Annotated in this window: 16 protein-coding genes, 1 rRNA gene and 2 riboswitches; of the genes, 4 read left to right on the forward strand and 13 right to left on the reverse strand. The window is 38.5% G+C overall.

All coding sequences use genetic code 11. The annotated features are described in order from the left end of the window. Window positions 1-300 precede the first annotated feature (300 nt). The 3 genes from MHB42_RS17640 to MHB42_RS17650 form a co-directional block, all read right to left on the reverse strand. A 16S ribosomal RNA gene (locus MHB42_RS17640) occupies window positions 301-1,851 on the reverse strand. 493 nt (window positions 1,852-2,344) lie between these two features. Next, window positions 2,345-3,676 carry an NCS2 family permease gene (locus MHB42_RS17645; RefSeq protein WP_340807777.1) on the reverse strand — a complete coding sequence of 444 codons (1,332 nt, stop codon included), beginning with the start codon at window positions 3,674-3,676 and terminating at the stop codon, window positions 2,345-2,347. Window positions 3,677-3,774: 98 nt separating this feature from the next. Continuing rightward, a riboswitch (purine riboswitch) is annotated at window positions 3,775-3,875 on the reverse strand. A gap of 176 nt (window positions 3,876-4,051) precedes the next feature. Beyond that, window positions 4,052-4,999, reverse strand: a complete 948-nt coding sequence (locus tag MHB42_RS17650; protein ID WP_340808631.1) for a YwqG family protein — start codon at window positions 4,997-4,999, stop codon at window positions 4,052-4,054. A gap of 158 nt (window positions 5,000-5,157) precedes the next feature. Here MHB42_RS17650 and MHB42_RS17655 point away from each other — a divergent pair, with 158 nt between their 5' ends. Then, window positions 5,158-5,409, forward strand: coding sequence for a hypothetical protein (locus MHB42_RS17655; protein WP_340807779.1), 252 nt, complete (start codon window positions 5,158-5,160; stop codon window positions 5,407-5,409). A 5-nt stretch (window positions 5,410-5,414) separates the two neighbouring features. Next, entirely contained in the window at window positions 5,415-5,774 is a 360-nt protein-coding gene (locus tag MHB42_RS17660) for a hypothetical protein (RefSeq protein WP_340807781.1), read from the forward strand. A gap of 43 nt (window positions 5,775-5,817) precedes the next feature. Here MHB42_RS17660 and MHB42_RS17665 read toward each other — a convergent pair whose 3' ends face one another. Further along, complete coding sequence (locus tag MHB42_RS17665; RefSeq protein ID WP_340807782.1) at window positions 5,818-6,189, reverse strand: SMI1/KNR4 family protein; 372 nt, start codon at window positions 6,187-6,189, stop codon at window positions 5,818-5,820. 149 nt (window positions 6,190-6,338) lie between these two features. On the opposite strand from MHB42_RS17665, the gene MHB42_RS17670 reads away from it, so the two are divergent. Together MHB42_RS17670 and MHB42_RS17675 are read left to right on the forward strand one after the other, a co-directional pair. Continuing rightward, window positions 6,339-6,830, forward strand: a complete 492-nt coding sequence (locus MHB42_RS17670; RefSeq protein WP_340807783.1) for an RNA polymerase sigma factor — start codon at window positions 6,339-6,341, stop codon at window positions 6,828-6,830. Then, on the forward strand, window positions 6,820-7,449 hold the full coding sequence (locus MHB42_RS17675; protein WP_340807785.1) for an anti-sigma factor family protein: 630 nt from the start codon (window positions 6,820-6,822) through the stop codon (window positions 7,447-7,449). The genes MHB42_RS17670 and MHB42_RS17675 overlap by 11 nt, the downstream gene beginning before the upstream one ends. A gap of 46 nt (window positions 7,450-7,495) precedes the next feature. On the opposite strand, the gene MHB42_RS17680 is transcribed toward MHB42_RS17675, so the two are convergent. From MHB42_RS17680 to nadE, 9 genes are all read right to left on the reverse strand, one after another. Then, window positions 7,496-8,164: an MOSC domain-containing protein gene (locus MHB42_RS17680; RefSeq protein ID WP_340807786.1), complete on the reverse strand. Its 669-nt coding sequence runs from the start codon at window positions 8,162-8,164 to the stop codon at window positions 7,496-7,498. A 318-nt stretch (window positions 8,165-8,482) separates the two neighbouring features. Beyond that, window positions 8,483-8,713, reverse strand: a complete 231-nt coding sequence (locus MHB42_RS17685) for a tyrosine-type recombinase/integrase (RefSeq protein ID WP_340807787.1) — start codon at window positions 8,711-8,713, stop codon at window positions 8,483-8,485. Between the two features lie 126 nt (window positions 8,714-8,839). Beyond that, window positions 8,840-9,013: a hypothetical protein gene (locus tag MHB42_RS17690; RefSeq protein WP_340807788.1), complete on the reverse strand. Its 174-nt coding sequence runs from the start codon at window positions 9,011-9,013 to the stop codon at window positions 8,840-8,842. Window positions 9,014-9,178: 165 nt separating this feature from the next. Continuing rightward, complete coding sequence (gene guaA, locus MHB42_RS17695; protein ID WP_340807790.1) at window positions 9,179-10,732, reverse strand: glutamine-hydrolyzing GMP synthase; 1,554 nt, start codon at window positions 10,730-10,732, stop codon at window positions 9,179-9,181. 211 nt (window positions 10,733-10,943) lie between these two features. Beyond that, window positions 10,944-11,045, reverse strand: a riboswitch (purine riboswitch). Between the two features lie 32 nt (window positions 11,046-11,077). Then, window positions 11,078-13,258 carry a DUF4129 domain-containing transglutaminase family protein gene (locus tag MHB42_RS17700; RefSeq protein WP_340807791.1) on the reverse strand — a complete coding sequence of 727 codons (2,181 nt, stop codon included), beginning with the start codon at window positions 13,256-13,258 and terminating at the stop codon, window positions 11,078-11,080. Then, window positions 13,255-14,436 carry a DUF58 domain-containing protein gene (locus MHB42_RS17705; RefSeq protein ID WP_340807792.1) on the reverse strand — a complete coding sequence of 394 codons (1,182 nt, stop codon included), beginning with the start codon at window positions 14,434-14,436 and terminating at the stop codon, window positions 13,255-13,257. The genes MHB42_RS17700 and MHB42_RS17705 overlap by 4 nt, the downstream gene beginning before the upstream one ends. Then, complete coding sequence (locus MHB42_RS17710) at window positions 14,433-15,377, reverse strand: AAA family ATPase (protein WP_340807793.1); 945 nt, start codon at window positions 15,375-15,377, stop codon at window positions 14,433-14,435. Before MHB42_RS17710 ends, MHB42_RS17705 begins: the two co-directional genes overlap by 4 nt. A 297-nt stretch (window positions 15,378-15,674) precedes the next feature. Beyond that, on the reverse strand, window positions 15,675-15,995 hold the full coding sequence (locus tag MHB42_RS17715) for an NAD synthetase (protein ID WP_340807794.1): 321 nt from the start codon (window positions 15,993-15,995) through the stop codon (window positions 15,675-15,677). A gap of 144 nt (window positions 15,996-16,139) precedes the next feature. Beyond that, a complete protein-coding gene (gene nadE / locus MHB42_RS17720; protein ID WP_340807795.1) occupies window positions 16,140-16,964 on the reverse strand; it encodes an ammonia-dependent NAD(+) synthetase in 825 nt (274 codons plus the stop codon).

The raw sequence follows: 16,964 nt of genomic DNA on the forward strand, positions 1-16,964 counted from the left end.
GAGGTACGCTCCTTTACTCACTCAATCGCTTCCTTGTCTAACTCGTATCTCAAAACCCTTAAATTATTAAGCCTAAAAAACTTAAAAAATAAATGTGTTTGTTACAATTTCAATGTCGTTTTATCCAGTTTTCAAAGAACAAAGCTACTACCTGCTTCTACTTCTTCGCAGCTTTGCGACGAAAGCGTAGCGACAGGAGCACATATATGAAGTATTTCATTCGAAAGAATGAACCTTCAAAACTGAACAGCAAAACGTAATCGTACAAACCCAAGGTTTGTATTCCGAAAATATCCTTAGAAAGGAGGTGATCCAGCCGCACCTTCCGATACGGCTACCTTGTTACGACTTCACCCCAATCATCTATCCCACCTTCGGCGGCTGGCTCCAAAAGGTTACCTCACCGACTTCGGGTGTTACAAACTCTCGTGGTGTGACGGGCGGTGTGTACAAGGCCCGGGAACGTATTCACCGCGGCATGCTGATCCGCGATTACTAGCGATTCCGGCTTCATGTAGGCGAGTTGCAGCCTACAATCCGAACTGAGAACGACTTTATCGGATTAGCTCCCTCTCGCGAGTTGGCAACCGTTTGTATCGTCCATTGTAGCACGTGTGTAGCCCAGGTCATAAGGGGCATGATGATTTGACGTCATCCCCACCTTCCTCCGGTTTGTCACCGGCAGTCACCTTAGAGTGCCCAACTAAATGATGGCAACTAAGATCAAGGGTTGCGCTCGTTGCGGGACTTAACCCAACATCTCACGACACGAGCTGACGACAACCATGCACCACCTGTCACCGTTGCCCCCGAAGGGGAAACTATATCTCTACAGTGGTCAACGGGATGTCAAGACCTGGTAAGGTTCTTCGCGTTGCTTCGAATTAAACCACATGCTCCACCGCTTGTGCGGGCCCCCGTCAATTCCTTTGAGTTTCAGTCTTGCGACCGTACTCCCCAGGCGGAGTGCTTAATGCGTTAGCTGCAGCACTAAGGGGCGGAAACCCCCTAACACTTAGCACTCATCGTTTACGGCGTGGACTACCAGGGTATCTAATCCTGTTTGCTCCCCACGCTTTCGCGCCTCAGCGTCAGTTACAGACCAGAAAGTCGCCTTCGCCACTGGTGTTCCTCCAAATCTCTACGCATTTCACCGCTACACTTGGAATTCCACTTTCCTCTTCTGCACTCAAGTCCCCCAGTTTCCAATGACCCTCCACGGTTGAGCCGTGGGCTTTCACATCAGACTTAAAGGACCGCCTGCGCGCGCTTTACGCCCAATAATTCCGGACAACGCTTGCCACCTACGTATTACCGCGGCTGCTGGCACGTAGTTAGCCGTGGCTTTCTAATAAGGTACCGTCAAGGTACAGCCAGTTACTACTGTACTTGTTCTTCCCTTACAACAGAGTTTTACGATCCGAAAACCTTCTTCACTCACGCGGCGTTGCTCCATCAGGCTTTCGCCCATTGTGGAAGATTCCCTACTGCTGCCTCCCGTAGGAGTCTGGGCCGTGTCTCAGTCCCAGTGTGGCCGATCACCCTCTCAGGTCGGCTACGCATCGTCGCCTTGGTGAGCCGTTACCTCACCAACTAGCTAATGCGCCGCGGGTCCATCCTGTAGCGATAGCAGAACCATCTTTCAACTCAAAAACATGTGTTTCCAAGTATCATTCGGTATTAGCCCCGGTTTCCCGGAGTTATCCCCAACTACAGGGTAGGTTACCCACGTGTTACTCACCCGTCCGCCGCTAACGTCAGAGGAGCAAGCTCCTCCTCTGTTCGCTCGACTTGCATGTATTAGGCACGCCGCCAGCGTTCGTCCTGAGCCAGGATCAAACTCTCCATAAAAAGAAATTTGATTTGCTCAAATTGTTTTGCTGGCATCTCATCTTCATTCGATGTCCAAAATTATTTCGTTCACTTACTAAAGTAAGCTACTAAAATTTATTGATTACGTTTTGCTTGTTCAGTTTTCAAGGTTCATAGTGCTATTTTCTTTAGCGATTGTTTTAAATTATAAAATAGTCATTTTAGTTTGTCAATAACTTTTCATTCTTTTTTTGTGTGTTTCGCAACAACGTTTATTACTATACACCTATCACACTATAAAGTGCAAGCATTTATTGAAAGAAAAAATATTCAGATTTTAATTCTAGCTATAAAAATGAATTTCTTCCTATTAAATGTCGCAATAAATATTCTGTTTATCAAACTAAATCAATTCTTGCTACTAAAATCTTCAATCTATCTACTTTCATCCAGCTTCCGATACGACTATGTTAAATCCTCAAAAAAGCTATTCAAACGATTGCTCACTTGAATAGCTTTTATATACTACGATTTAATGTGTTGCTGTTGCAAGATATAATAAGAAAATTAAACCAAATACATACATGATTGGATGAACATCTTTTGCACGGCCTTTAACAACCATTGTTAATGGGTAAAATACAAAACCGATTGCGACACCAGTTGCGATTGAAAATGTTAATGGCATCATTAGCATCGTGAAGAATGCGGGTACAGCCACCTCAAATTTCTCCCAATCAATTTTACCTAGTGAGGCAACCATTAATACACCTACAACAATTAATGCTGGAGCTGTTACTGCTGATGTAACGACACTTAATAACGGTAAAAAGAATAAAGATAATAAGAACAATATACCTGTTACAATTGAAGCAAAGCCTGTACGAGCTCCAGCTGCTACACCTGATGAAGACTCCACAAATGAAGTAATTGTTGATGTACCAAAAATAGAACCTACGATTGTTGCAATTGAATCGGAAATCAATGCTCTCCCTGCACGCGGTAATTTATTATCTTTTACAAAGCCTGCTTGGTTCGCTACAGCCATTAATGTACCTGCGTTATCAAAGAAATCAACAAATAAGAACGTTAAAATAACTGATAGCATTGATAGCGTGTAAAATTCTGCATCACCAAATGCCGAGAATAGTGCGCCAAATGTTGGCTCAATTGAAGGTGGTACGGCAAAAACCTTCTCTGGTAAATCAACTAAACCAAAAATCATACCTGCTATTGCCGTGATTGCCATCCCTAAAAATACACCAGCTTTTACACCACGAACTAAGAAAATAACTGTAATAATAATACCGAAAATTGCTAATAACACTTCTGGGTCTGTTAAATTACCAACCCCTACAAATGTTGCTGGATTTGCGATAACAATACCTGCATTTTTTAAACCAATAAATGCGATAAATAAACCAATACCCGCACCAACAGCTAATTTTAACTCCATTGGAATAGCGTTAATTAATTTTTCACGTAATCCTGTTAACGTTAAGATGAGGAAAAACACACCTGATACAAAAACTGCAGCTAACGCATGTTGCCATGGGCTACCATTCGTTAAAACAACCGTATAAGCGAAAAATGCATTTAAACCAAGCCCTGGGGCTAACGCTAATGGATATTTCGCCAATATTCCCATAATAAACGAACCGATTGCTGCTGCAACTGCTGTCGCTACGAATACAGCCCCATAGTTCATGCGAAGTGCCTCTGGTAAATCTGCAACATTTGCCAGCGTTAATGTTAATGGGTTAACGACAAGGATATAAGCCATTGCTAAAAATGTTGTGAATCCCCCAAGAATCTCTCTTCGATAATTCGTTCCAAGTTTATCAAACTCGAAATACTTTTTCATTGTGAATTGTTCCTCCGTGTAATCGTCTATAGAAAAGCAATAAAAAAAGACATGCCCCCAATTGACATGCCTACGACTAAAGTATTATGTATAGTACAATACAAATTCACTTACATCGTAGTCAAATCATTTACGGTGATTTGGTAGAAACTTGCGAGCCTATTCCCGCTACTATACGACGACTTTATTTAATTTACATTCAATAATATATCACCTCATTTTTTACTTTTCAACTCATTTCCGAACATTTTTTTATTTTAACAACACAAAGTTCGTAAAAAATCATTTTTATCCAAAGAAAAACGCCACCTCTTCAGTAGCATTTTTAAATCTCCATCCATTATTTAGTACAACTTTCTCACTACATCTTACCCTTTAACTTGTTGCTAAATTCAAATACGTATTATCAAAGCGAGCTTCCTTTAAATCTTTAAAATGAATTAAAAACTCCAAATAGCCAGCATCCCACCAGCACATATTTACTTCATCTAACGATGATAAAGAAAATAGCACTTGCCACTTTTTCGCAGCCTGCTTATGCTGCTCTTCTTGTGCCTTATATTGCTTTAAAAGAGGTAATACCTTCTTTTCAAGATGATTCGCATATTGTATACGACCATCTATTATGGCGTCCTCCATATCTTGTAGCACGCGTTCAGGTGTTTTATACGTATTAAATAGTAGCTCTTCCATGTTATTTCGGCATAAATAAGCATCGAGCTGTGTATCTCCAGCCCATGTTTGCAGGTTTCCGCCAAGCGTATCACTAACGTCACATACTTCCATATACACATCCTCATGCTCCTCTAACAGCACATCTAAATCCTCTCCCAAATCAGGCAATGATAAATGCGGCTGCCATGTTATACGGTGTGCAATAAAATCACGCTCATCTGCATTCACTTCTTCTATTCCTTCAGGTATATTTGCTAAAGCAAGCTCTGTTAAATCTCCATTATAATAAATAACCTGATGATCGATATGATAAGCTGGCTCATCTATACCTAAAAAGAAATATAGCATCCCCATTGTTGGCCAATGCTCTGAAGGTAAAAATGGCAATTCACTTAGATTAATTTGTGTAAGAAAAGTATAGGCCTCCCCATCTTCAGTACATGGCCACTCAATAGATGATGGTAAATCAGGACGTCCAGCTATACGGCTATTGCCAATCTGCTGATAATTTTCCTTCTCTGTAATGGTAAACTGTAGGGAAACTTGAGCATACTCCATTAATAATGATGCCAGTTCCTTCTCCCCTACCAATCCGAACTTCTTCAATATATCTACAATCGCTTGTTTACGCCAGCCTTCTCGCATCATTACCACTCCTTTTCATCCTGTAAAAACCCGATTGGTGAACCTTCAATCAGTGGAGATCAGGAAAATACCACTGATTGAAGGTTCACTTTATGTTAACGCTTTTTATATAATTTCAGTTTAACATATATGCTAAAATCAAATGAAAGGAGGCGTGGACAATGAAAGAAATTGCAGAATGTTTCAATCTACTATTTGAGGATATACAGGAAATTGCCTACGAATCATTGCCACCTATGTATGATGATACAGGGCAATGTTTTTTCAAAGGTACAGCTTATTTTGTTGCCTATACAGTATATGGTGCGAGAATTGAAATTGCCGAACAGGAGAGCCGCTTTCTTCAAATCAAGGAGCTATTCAACATTGATCTGCCTTTACATGAAAATAAAACGCTTTATGTAAGGAGTTGAACTGTATGAGTATCGTACAAATTAAAATCGACCACGATAAAAATATCGTAAAATATATTACCCTTATTCGAAAATTTAACCGTGAACTGTCGATTAATACTATTAAAAGTAATATTGAAAACAAATATTATATTATCAGTCATAATTTGTATGCCTATGATGTTGTAGATGATTTGCTTGGAATTGACCATACCGCCCGCTTTAGACAGCTCTTAACAGACTTAATGGCTGAAGGTGCAAACCTGCATATATATTGTGATGAAGAACAATGTACATTAGAATATTTAGATAACAGAATAACAGTCATGCATGAAATTGAAAAAGAGATGCAATTGGAAATGGATAGGGCTTTAGCGGAAGAATAAAAGGCTATAGAGTAATATTGCTTATCTATAGCCTTTCCATCAACTATTCATTTTGCCAAGGGTTGCCTTGATCACTATTCAGCCATGAAAGAAAATGATCTGTTATATCACTTGCCTCTGGAACGCCATAGCTATCACTGACTAATTGAAAGTTAGCTGCACCCTGCTCAGCCTTCATTAAAAGATGATAGCCACCATTGTCATTCCCAATCCAAACATAGCCAGGGGCATAATCTTGCACTTCATATGTTTTATTCATCTCGATTAACCCCTCTGTTGAATACAATGTTGCTAAATTGCCAAGCATACCATTTGATACACATAAAAACTCCTTATATACGTTTGGTAGCACAATCTGCAACTCTTGTTCAACCTGTTGAATATCCTCAGTTGTTGCTGGCTCATATAGCTCCAAAACCCATTCCCTACACTGAAAATCTGCCCTATCCATCAATTTCCACAAGTTCTCCTCACCATATCTATTCACCTCTTACTTAAAAATAAAAAAACTTGTAACGAAATGCAAACTTTTATGACTTATCATTATAGAGGGTGGTGAAGAACGTGGAATTTAATGAAATATATCAAGAATACGGAACGCTTGTTTATCGGTTTTTAATGAGCTTGACGCAGCATGAACAATTAGCCGAGGAGCTGACTCAGGAAACCTTTTATCAGGCAATCAAGTCTGCGGATAAATTTAAAGGCAATTCAAAAGTGTCCACTTGGCTTTGTCAAATCGCCAAGCATTTATGGTTTCAAGAATTAGCAAAGAGAAAGCGTCAAGAGGGACAAAGCGCATTACTTGATGACCATGATGATCCTTCACCTACGCCTGACCAAATTTTATTTTCCTCTGAGAATAAGGTTGAGTTATTCCGTCTTATTCACAAGCTAAGCGAAACAAACAAAGAGGTTATGCTATTGAGAATAAATGGAGATTTTTCTTTCAAAGAAATTGGCGAGGTCTTTGGCAAATCAGAAAATTGGGCACGTGTCACCTTCTATCGAGCTAAACAGAAAATTATAGAGAGGATGAGTACCTATGAATCATGATATTATCAAAGATTTGATTCCAAGCTATATCGATGGGATGACAAGTGAAGAAAGTAATCGTTTAATTGAGGAACATGTAGCGAATTGCCCTGCCTGCAAAAAATATCTGGAGGATATGAAAAAAACATTAGCTATTAATACTGTAGAAGAAACAAAAAAAGTAGATATTCTCAAAAAGGTAAAAAAATCGAACCGAAAAAAAGTAATTTATAGCATCCTATCAACACTCGGTATTATAACCCTTATACTGGGTGGTCTATATTGGTATTATGGGCGTATGTGGACTACTTCGTCAGATGATATAACGCAATCCATTCAACAGATTGATAGTACTGTGGAGATCACTTATACACCTAAAAAGAAAAATCAAGTGCTGCTGTACACTGATATTTCTTCTCAAAATCAGCTTACTTATATTATCTATGCAACGAGAAAAACACCCTTTGATCCCCCACTTCCAGAAAAGCTAACATTTTCAATAGAATTTTTAGACGCTGATACAATCTATCTACCAGATGGACAAACCCAGCATATTATGGATGATGATGTAATCGAAATCCAATTCGCTGATAAAATGGAGCGAATTAATTTAAAGGAACTTTATAACCAAACATACTAAAAACCAAAGGGGATGCCTGACACATCCCCCTTTGTACACAATTCTTCTACTTCACTGTACGACTTTGTAGCACTTGGATTCTTTTTGCTAATTTCTGCTTCCATTCATCTGCAAGTGCTTCAACCTCTAAAATACGCTGCATTGCGTCTGCATTTTTATTTTGAAAATACACTTCATTGCAATGCAAGACCGAAATACGAGCAGGGTCTTGTTCAAGGAGCTCAATTGGTGAATCTGCATAAATTGTCCCTTCCTCTAACACACGTGCAAGGAAGCCCGTATAGCCTGTTTCAATTAAACGCTTCATCAAGGTACTTGCCTCGGTATATTTATCAATGGTGCTACATGGCACACGTCCCTGTGTAATTTGAATAACTGTATCACCAATTTTATAAATATCGCCAATACAAACATTCGCTTCTGTCATATTTGTGACAGTTAAGTTCTCACCAAACGCCGCTACTGGCAATGGTTTCCCAAGCTCCTGCTCCCACTGTAGGTAATGCTCTACTGGGTATAAACAAACAGCACGATCAGGGCCACCATGATGCTTTTTATCTGCAACATCATCTCCCTTAAAGCCTTGAGCGGCTAAATAAACTTCAGGTACAGCTTGCTTTTTAATGCCTGTTATTACTGAGCGCCCATTGCCGTAATGTAGCTCCTGCGGCATACCAACAGCAAGCGTATGAATTGTTGCTTGATTTTTTTCCATATGTATCCCCCTCATATAAGCCTTGTAGCTTGCATTTAGTTTACTATATTTCGCACTTGGCGAGCCATTTTTTATACAATAAATCATGCTATACTGTGAAAAAATATGGTACTCATCATAAGTAAATTTGCATACAATTATCACCATATCATTAAATTAAACGAGCTTAAATCCTATAATTTTATATATTATAAACAGGAGGGGTTCACAGTGAAATATGTTATATCTATTATTTCTTGAAATACACCATAATGATGAGCTTTATTTAGCGATACTAAATAAACAGCTTTCTTTATTTTTAGGAAAAATAAACGAACCCTATATTCTTTGCGGCTTATCGCTGGGATGCTTATTAGTAACACCTTGTACTTTAATATCGCACAGTTCACTAACACGAATGCCTGTATCGAATAAAATGATTAGAATCAACTTGTCACGGACGTTTGAATACGTATACTCCTTTACATCACGTAAAATCCGTTTCACTTCTTCGTCATTAAAAGTATGCATGACTTTGCGTTCCTCTTTTAAGTTCTTAATCCTCCTCATTGGATTGTCCATTTCATCAAGAAACTCCTCTGCTACTAGATCATTAAAAAACACCCTTAGCGTGGCTATACTCCCGTTAATTGTAATTGCCTTCTCTTTACCTAACTCCTGACAAAAACGAATGTATCACTTAATATGAATAGTTTTAACACCTTCAATTTCAGTGATGTTAAACTGTTCTTCCATGTAGTCTTTCCAGCGGTTTAAACGATAGCTACAAAGTGCAATATATTCTTTCTTCCGTTCCTGAACCTGTTGACTCAATTCAAAATCATCTATCTGTTCCGTAATTTTTACCAATAAAAAAACTCCCCTCTATTTTAGTCGCTGAAACTAAATAGAAGAGAGTTTAAATTTACATATAAATAGTTGTACGTTAGCAGTGATTTCACTAACTAAGAACACACGATAAACATTGATACATCAACATTTAAAGCGTATCAACAACCTTGTATTTCACAAGGTCTATTCCCACTCAATCGTTGCAGGGGGCTTAGATGTAATATCGTACAGCACACGGTTGACGTGTTTTACTTCGTTGACTAGGCGTACAGAGATTTTTTCTAGTACATCCCAAGGAATACGTGCCCAGTCAGAAGTCATGCCGTCGATAGATGTTACGGCACGGATACCGATTGCATAGTCATACGTACGAGCATCGCCCATTACGCCTACTGAACGGATATCAGGTAATACCGTGAAGTATTGCCAAATGTCGCGATCAAGACCAGCCTTAGCGATTTCCTCACGTAAAATATAGTCTGATTCGCGTACAATTTCTAGCTTTTCTTCTGTTACCTCACCAAGCACACGGATACCTAATCCTGGACCTGGGAATGGTTGACGCCAAACGATTTTCTCGTCAAGACCAAGCTCTAAGCCTAACGCACGAACTTCATCTTTGAATAATGTTTTTAGTGGCTCGATTAACTGGAATTGCATATCTTCTGGCAGACCACCAACATTATGGTGTGATTTAATTGTTTGTGCAGTCGATGTACCAGACTCAATAATATCTGTGTACAGTGTACCTTGTGCTAAGAAATCCATGCCTTCAAGCTTCGCTGCTTCTTCATCGAACACATAAATAAATTCATTACCAATGATTTTACGCTTTTGCTCTGGGTCAGATACGCCAGCAAGTTTGTCCATAAAACGTTTACGAGCATCGATTTTGATTAAATTCATATCAAAGTCCTCTGTGAATGTTTTCATAACTTGCTCTACTTCGCCTTTACGGTTTAAGTTATGGTCAACAAACATACATGTTAGTTGGTCACCAATTGCTTTATGGATTAATACGGCTACAACTGATGAGTCTACACCACCAGAAAGGGCGCATAATACTTTTTTATCGCCCACTGTTTCACGGATTTTCGCGATTTCAAGCTCAATAAAGTTTGCCATTGACCAATCGCCTTTTGCTTCACAGATGTCGAATACGAATTGACGTAATAAGTCATTACCATAAACAGAGTGACGTACTTCTGGATGGAACTGTACGGCATATAGTTTACGCTCTACGTTTGCCATTGCAGCAATCGAACAAGATGCACTAGTTGCGATAACTTCAAATCCGGCTGGGACTTCTGTTACATGGTCACCATGACTCATCCAAACAATTTGTTCAGTTGGTAGCTCACCAAATAATTTATTGGAAGTTGTTACTTGAATTTCAGCTTTACCGTATTCACGCGTTTCAGCACCTTCAACTTTCCCGCCATTTGTATGTGCCATTAATTGCATACCATAGCAAATACCTAAAATTGGTAAATCTAGTTCAAAGATAGCTGGATCAATATGGAAAGCATTTTCATCATAAACAGAGTTTGGACCACCTGAAAAAATAATACCAACTGCATTCATTTCTTTAATTTCTTCTGCTGTTACTGTATGTGGATGCAGTTCACTGAAAACACCAAATTCACGGATACGACGCGTAATTAATTGGTTAAATTGGCTACCAAAGTCCAGTACAACGATTTTTTCTTGCTCTTTTAATAAAGGGCTAGCTGACAAGATTTCCACCTCTTCTACTATTTTTAAAGGATATGTTCATCTGTTCAAAGAAAAACGCGAAGAAAGTACACAACTCTCTACGCGCTCATAAGTTCATAATTATTATAAAGGTGAATGCGCAGCAAAGATATATCTGTTTAAGATACACTCCTTGCAATGAAGATGGTGGTATTTTGATCTAGAACTTTAGGCAAAGAGCCTCTTTTCACCTAAACAAAACATCCACCCTCATAGAGAAATCATTTATGGTGATTTCGTAGAAACATCCGAACCCTATTATCGAACTTATATGAAAGCAATCCTTGCATTTTATTTTTTTCATTTTACTCTTTGTTTCAGTTAAAATCAACTGATTGTGCGATTGATTAAATATTCCCAACTTTCTTTCAGCTCTACAAAATCAACCTTTTGTGCCTCATTTCCGTAAACATGTTGTTCATATACAGCTGTAAGCTTTTGCATTTCATCTGTTTCTAATGCAGTATCCACCCTTTCTGCAAATGCACGTAATGTTTCTCCATCTTTTCTGCGTAAATCAATGCGAGCTAGCTGCTTTAATAAAACATGATAAGAAGAGTCAAACGTAGACCAATCCGCTGCCTTTTTACGGTATGCACGTACATGCATTTTCGGAATCCATTTTTTGCGCTGGAAGAATAACGTAACGGCTGCGACAACTAGTAAAATCATTAGCCCAATCCATACATATGTTAGCTTTTTCAGCCATGTCCATACAGCATTGAAGCTAAACGTTGAACGATTTTGTGCTTGCTGAGCCTCCTGCTGTTGCTGTGGCTGCTCTCGTTGTTGTTCAGGCTCAATAATCTCATCCTGTTCAGGTGTATCTAATTGTAAATCATAATCAATATTCACATTTCCCGTGAAGCCGATTGTAGGCTCAAATTCCATCCAGCCTGCTCCAGGTACATATGCCTCTACCCATGAATGGGCATTGTCATTTGTCACCTGATATTCACGCATACCATCTGACATTGGTCCTGCTTGCCCTGATGCAAAGCCCTTCACCCAGCGAGCTGGTATACCTACTGAACGCAAAAGCACAACCATAGAAGTTGAGAAATTATCACAATACCCTACTTTTGTGTCAAATAAAAATTGATCGACATAATCCTGATCTTCAGCAGGAATGGCTGCTTCTGTTTTATCATATCTAAAGCCACTTGTTTTAAAATAATTTTCTACAGCCTTAATTTGATCGTATACAGTAGGTTCATCTTGTACAATATCAATCGCCAAATCTCTTACGCGTATTGGCAGTCTATCTGGCAATTGTAAAAAACGATCAAAAGATGTATCCAATGTTTCAAGTGTAGAAGGATAGGATAATTGAAGCTGCTCCATACTATAGACAGGCTCACTATAGGATAATGAATAATTTGCTAGTGTTGTTGATTCACCGCTATCCTGCTTAATCATCATTTTTTCGGTCTGCTCATTCTGAATAAATAAAGCAAAATCTTGAGCTGACACACTAATTAAACCATATGTTTGAATTACAAACGGCATTGGTACAGCCATTTCTAGCTGAGCCTGACGCTCATCCTCAGACAATCCTACTTGTAAAGATGTTCTAATTGGCATGCCTGACTCGTATGCTACTTCATTCGCGTCTTCTTCTGACACAATCCAGCCCTTTGTTGTATACGTATCCTTTGTTTCAATACGCCAATAATGCCGATCACGAGAAGTAGCAGTGAAAACTAATGTATCATCTCCCTGAAACGGTCCGCCTAACTGACTATCATCCTCACCATAGCCAACCTTTTTTTGACCTATACCACTTCCATCTTGACCTGTAACGCTTTTGATAAATGGTACTGGGTCTGCCCAAGTCGGCCCTGTTTTTGGTAAAAAGAATGCCACTGTACTTACAAGCAGAACAGATACAAGCATTGGAATAATAACCTTCCATTTGTCCACAATATTATTTGTTGCATCCGCCTGTAGCCATAACCGTTTCACAAATAGCATACCTGTCATCATTAAGCCCAATACAACAACCTTTACAATAGCCCCTTTGCCATCGTAATCACTAAACGTATCTAATGTGGCAATAAAGAATACCGTCATTGCGAAAAAATAAAATATATTTTTTTTCACTGAAACCCAATGATGAATTAAATAAATTAACATCCAAATAAGAACAAGGAACAACACAGTTCTAAAGGCATCTGATACTTGTCCAAAATCACCCGATAAAATGGTTGTCATATTCCATTTCCATTCAGCGAGTAAAAACGGTAGTGTCTTGCTTGATAATACAGGGCTATCATTATAAATATAAGCGATAAACCAAGTAATATAGCCAAGCTTCACTAATCCTGATAATAGTGGATGCACACGCAATAAGCTTAGCGCTAACGATAAACCAATAAAGACAAGGAAAAATTGAAATCCTCCAGTATTCGTTAGTTGCATAATTGGAACAAGCCATTCACGCAAAATAAAAAATATAATAATATAAGCAACAGCTAATTCTAAAAATTCCGCTACAGATTGTTTCACGGCTTCATCACCTCCGTGAATAGATGATAAAAGTCTGCTGGGTTTACATAAATAATTGTCATATGTTTATAACGCGTCATAAGCTCTGATTGTACAGGTGGCTCTTTTGCCACTACAAAGCAAATACAGCTTTTCACTATATTTGCAAGAGTATGTAGTAATTCATCTGATACATCGCTTGTTACATAAAACAATGTGGCAACTTGCTTAAAGGCTTGTTGGTCATGGAAACGAAATTTTACATGCTCTGTAGGTTTAATGGCTGCTAAATGATGCATAACCTGCTCTAACTGCTTATGTCCTTGAATAACGGGAAAGACTTTTGTTGTTTTTCCTGCTGCAATAAAGGATATATCTCCACGCTCTTGTACAATCATTTGTAGCATGGATGCGGCTAGCTCAATTTTTTCTTCAAACAGCGGTGAGCTTTTGGCATCAAGCACAAGCATTAGCTCAGAAGATTGCCGATCCTCAAACTCTTTTGATTGCAAGGTTTGCGTTTTTGCAAAGGACTTCCAATGTATCCATGAGAAACGATCACCTGGTACATACTCACGTAAGCCGACAGCCATTGATGTATCCTTCACAATCGAATAAGGTGATAGCATTGTACCAACATCATATTTTGTTTGAAGGGGAGCATATTTCATCTCTCGTATTCTTGGATAAACTAAAATTGTTTGTTCCTTTTCTGCAATGATAAGCTTTTTAGCCCAGCCAAAAAAGTCATAGAAAATAATTGTAACACCTAAATAGCGATGCTCGCCGCGGGGCATATTATCCAATTCATAATGCCAGCTAAATCTTTTTCGAAAGCCAACAAATTTCACCGCATTTACACTTTGCTTTTTAGCTTGTACAAGCCCTTCGCTATCTACTTGTTCCTCCATCATCATATAAGCAAAAGGGAAGCGTGTTTTTCTTTCTACCGTAATCATCACTTTTGCTGATTGTCCTCGCTCCACATGTGCAGGTTCAATTTTTCGCTCTACTAGTAAAATATGTTCCTTCACAATAAAAAACAATAGCGCATACACTAAAAATGGACTTACTGTAAAAAATACAAACCAGCTAACAAATCCACCTTGAAACATAGCATAGGAGAACGTTAATACCATTAATAACAGAACTAATAGGAAATGTTTTGTTTTATCAAGGAACACTTTCCATTGCTTCATTGTTCTGCAAACCTTTTTGTTGGTACTGGCGTTTGAGTAATAATACGCTCAAGAATTTCATCTGCTGTTACATTATCATAACGTGCATCTGGCTTTAACACTAAGCGATGGCTAAAGACAAATGGCACGAGGTATTGAACATCATCAGGTGTTACATAGCTGCGCCCTTTCAAAAATGCATAAGCTTGAGATGCTTTCATTAGTGCCAGTGTTGCCCTTGGACTTACCCCTAAATGGATATAATTATTTTCCCTTGTCTGGTTTGCAAGCTCCACCATATAGTTTTTAACTGAATCTTCCACATAAACACCTTGTACAAGGTCCTGTAATTCATTTAATTGAGCAACAGATAGCACAGCCTCAATATTTTCAATAGGCTTACTATTTTCAGCTCTACGCAAAATTTCTACTTCTTGCCCTCTAGTTGGATAGCCCATCTTTATTTTCAGCAAAAACCGATCAAGCTGTGCTTCTGGCAATGGATATGTTCCTTCATGTTCAATCGGATTTTGTGTAGCCATTACAAAAAATGGCTGATGTATTGCAAGAGTATTCCCATCAATCGTCACAGAGGACTCTTCCATAGCCTCCAGTAATGCGGACTGTGTTTTAGGAGAGGTACGATTAATTTCATCCGCTAATACAACGTCACCCATAATCGGACCTGGGCGAAATTCAAATTCCATTGTTTTTGGATTGTAAATCGAAATACCTACAACATCAGATGGCAATAAATCTGGTGTAAATTGAATACGTTTAAATTGAGCATCAAAAGATTTTGCAAGGGAGCGTACCATCATTGTTTTTCCAACACCAGGTACATCCTCTAGTAGCACATGCCCTCTTGCTAACAAAGCAACAATGCTAAGCTCAGCTACCTCTCTTTTGCCAATAATCACTTTTTCAATATTTTCCAAAACAGCTTTTAACTGTGAATTCATAAGTCAAAATAACCTCCCATTTCTATAGAAAAATTATGTGAATTGCTCGATAACTTATCATAAGCATATCGAAATCTACTGTGTAACACAATTATCTGAAACCGCTATAAATAATTTAGTCTACTAAAGAGGAGCTGTTAGGAAAGAATAAATCTTCCTGACAGCCCCTCATTATTATATAACGTTATTATTCTTTAGGATGTTACAAAATTAATGTTTTTAATCCTATTTTTTCTAATAAAAATTGGAGGGCTAGGAGAAGTTAGTTGCTGCTTAACTTCTCTTAGCCTTTGTTATTTAGATGGACGAACGGTAACTATGGAGTCGCTTCTTTTGTTTGCTTATACGACTTAATTTTAATGCAGTTTCATTTAGCTCATGACGAATTTGCAAATTGCTATCGCTTTCCATATGTGTTACTGGTATCGAACGAGGTTGTCGTTGTTGCTTTGACACACTATTAGCATTAGTCTTTTTAACTTTATTTTTTTGCAAGTTGTTTTTAAATGGCTGCTGTTGATTTTGCCCAAAATTATGGCTAATATCCCCTGCATGTAAATATTGATTTTCCTGCCGAAAAACACTACTTGTCGTTGCATTTACTCTAGAAGTCCTCATAAAAAGTTACCCTCCCTTACATTTTATCTCTTTTGTAGGTATTTATATCGACATTTTACGCTAGATATCAACACTTTAGAACTATAATATAAAAAAGAGTTGGCAAAGGTGCTTTCGCCTTTACCAACTCTTTCCTTTTAAATATCATTTCCAAAAATCATCAAATATTGTAATTGGCAAATGGCGTTTATGCTGTGAACGCAAATAATAGCCCTCTAATGTTTTGCGAGCTGCCTCTGGAATTTCTTTTCCCTCTAAATAATCATCAATTTGATCGTACGACACACCAAGCGCTACCTCATCTGGCAACGCTGGACGATTTTCTTCTAAATCCGCAGTTGGTATTTTCGTATAAAGGTGCTTTGGACATTGAAGTTCCGCTAATAATTGCTTACCTTGTCGTTTATTTAAACGAAAGATTGGCACTAAGTCTGCGCCACCATCACCAAATTTTGTATAAAAGCCTGTAACAGCCTCCGCGGCATGATCAGTTCCTAATACAACTGCCCCATTCATGGCAGCAATTGAATATTGCACCTTCATACGCTCACGTGCTTTTTCATTCCCTTTGACAAAATCATTTAGCTCAACACCTGCATTTACTAAAGCTTCAACGCTTGCATCAACAGCATTTTTAATATTCACTGTATAGACTTTCGTTGGCTTTATATAATCAATGGCATCTTGGCAATCCTGTTCATCCGCCTGTACACCATATGGTAAACGAACAGCCCAAAATGAATACTTTGCTTCACCCACTTCTGCATTTAGCTCATCAACGGCAAGCTGTGCTAGCTTCCCTGTTAATGTTGAATCTTGACCGCCAGAAATACCAAGAACAAAGCCCTTTACAAAGCTATATCGCTTTGCATATTCCTTTAAAAAATCAATGGATTTTCGTATTTCCTGCTGTACATCTATTGTCGGTAATACATGTAATTCCTTAATAATTTGTTGCTGTAAGGTCAT

Origin of the sequence: Lysinibacillus sp. FSL K6-0232 (assembly GCF_038008325.1) — a bacterium.
Taxonomy (GTDB): Bacteria; Bacillota; Bacilli; order Bacillales_A; family Planococcaceae; genus Lysinibacillus.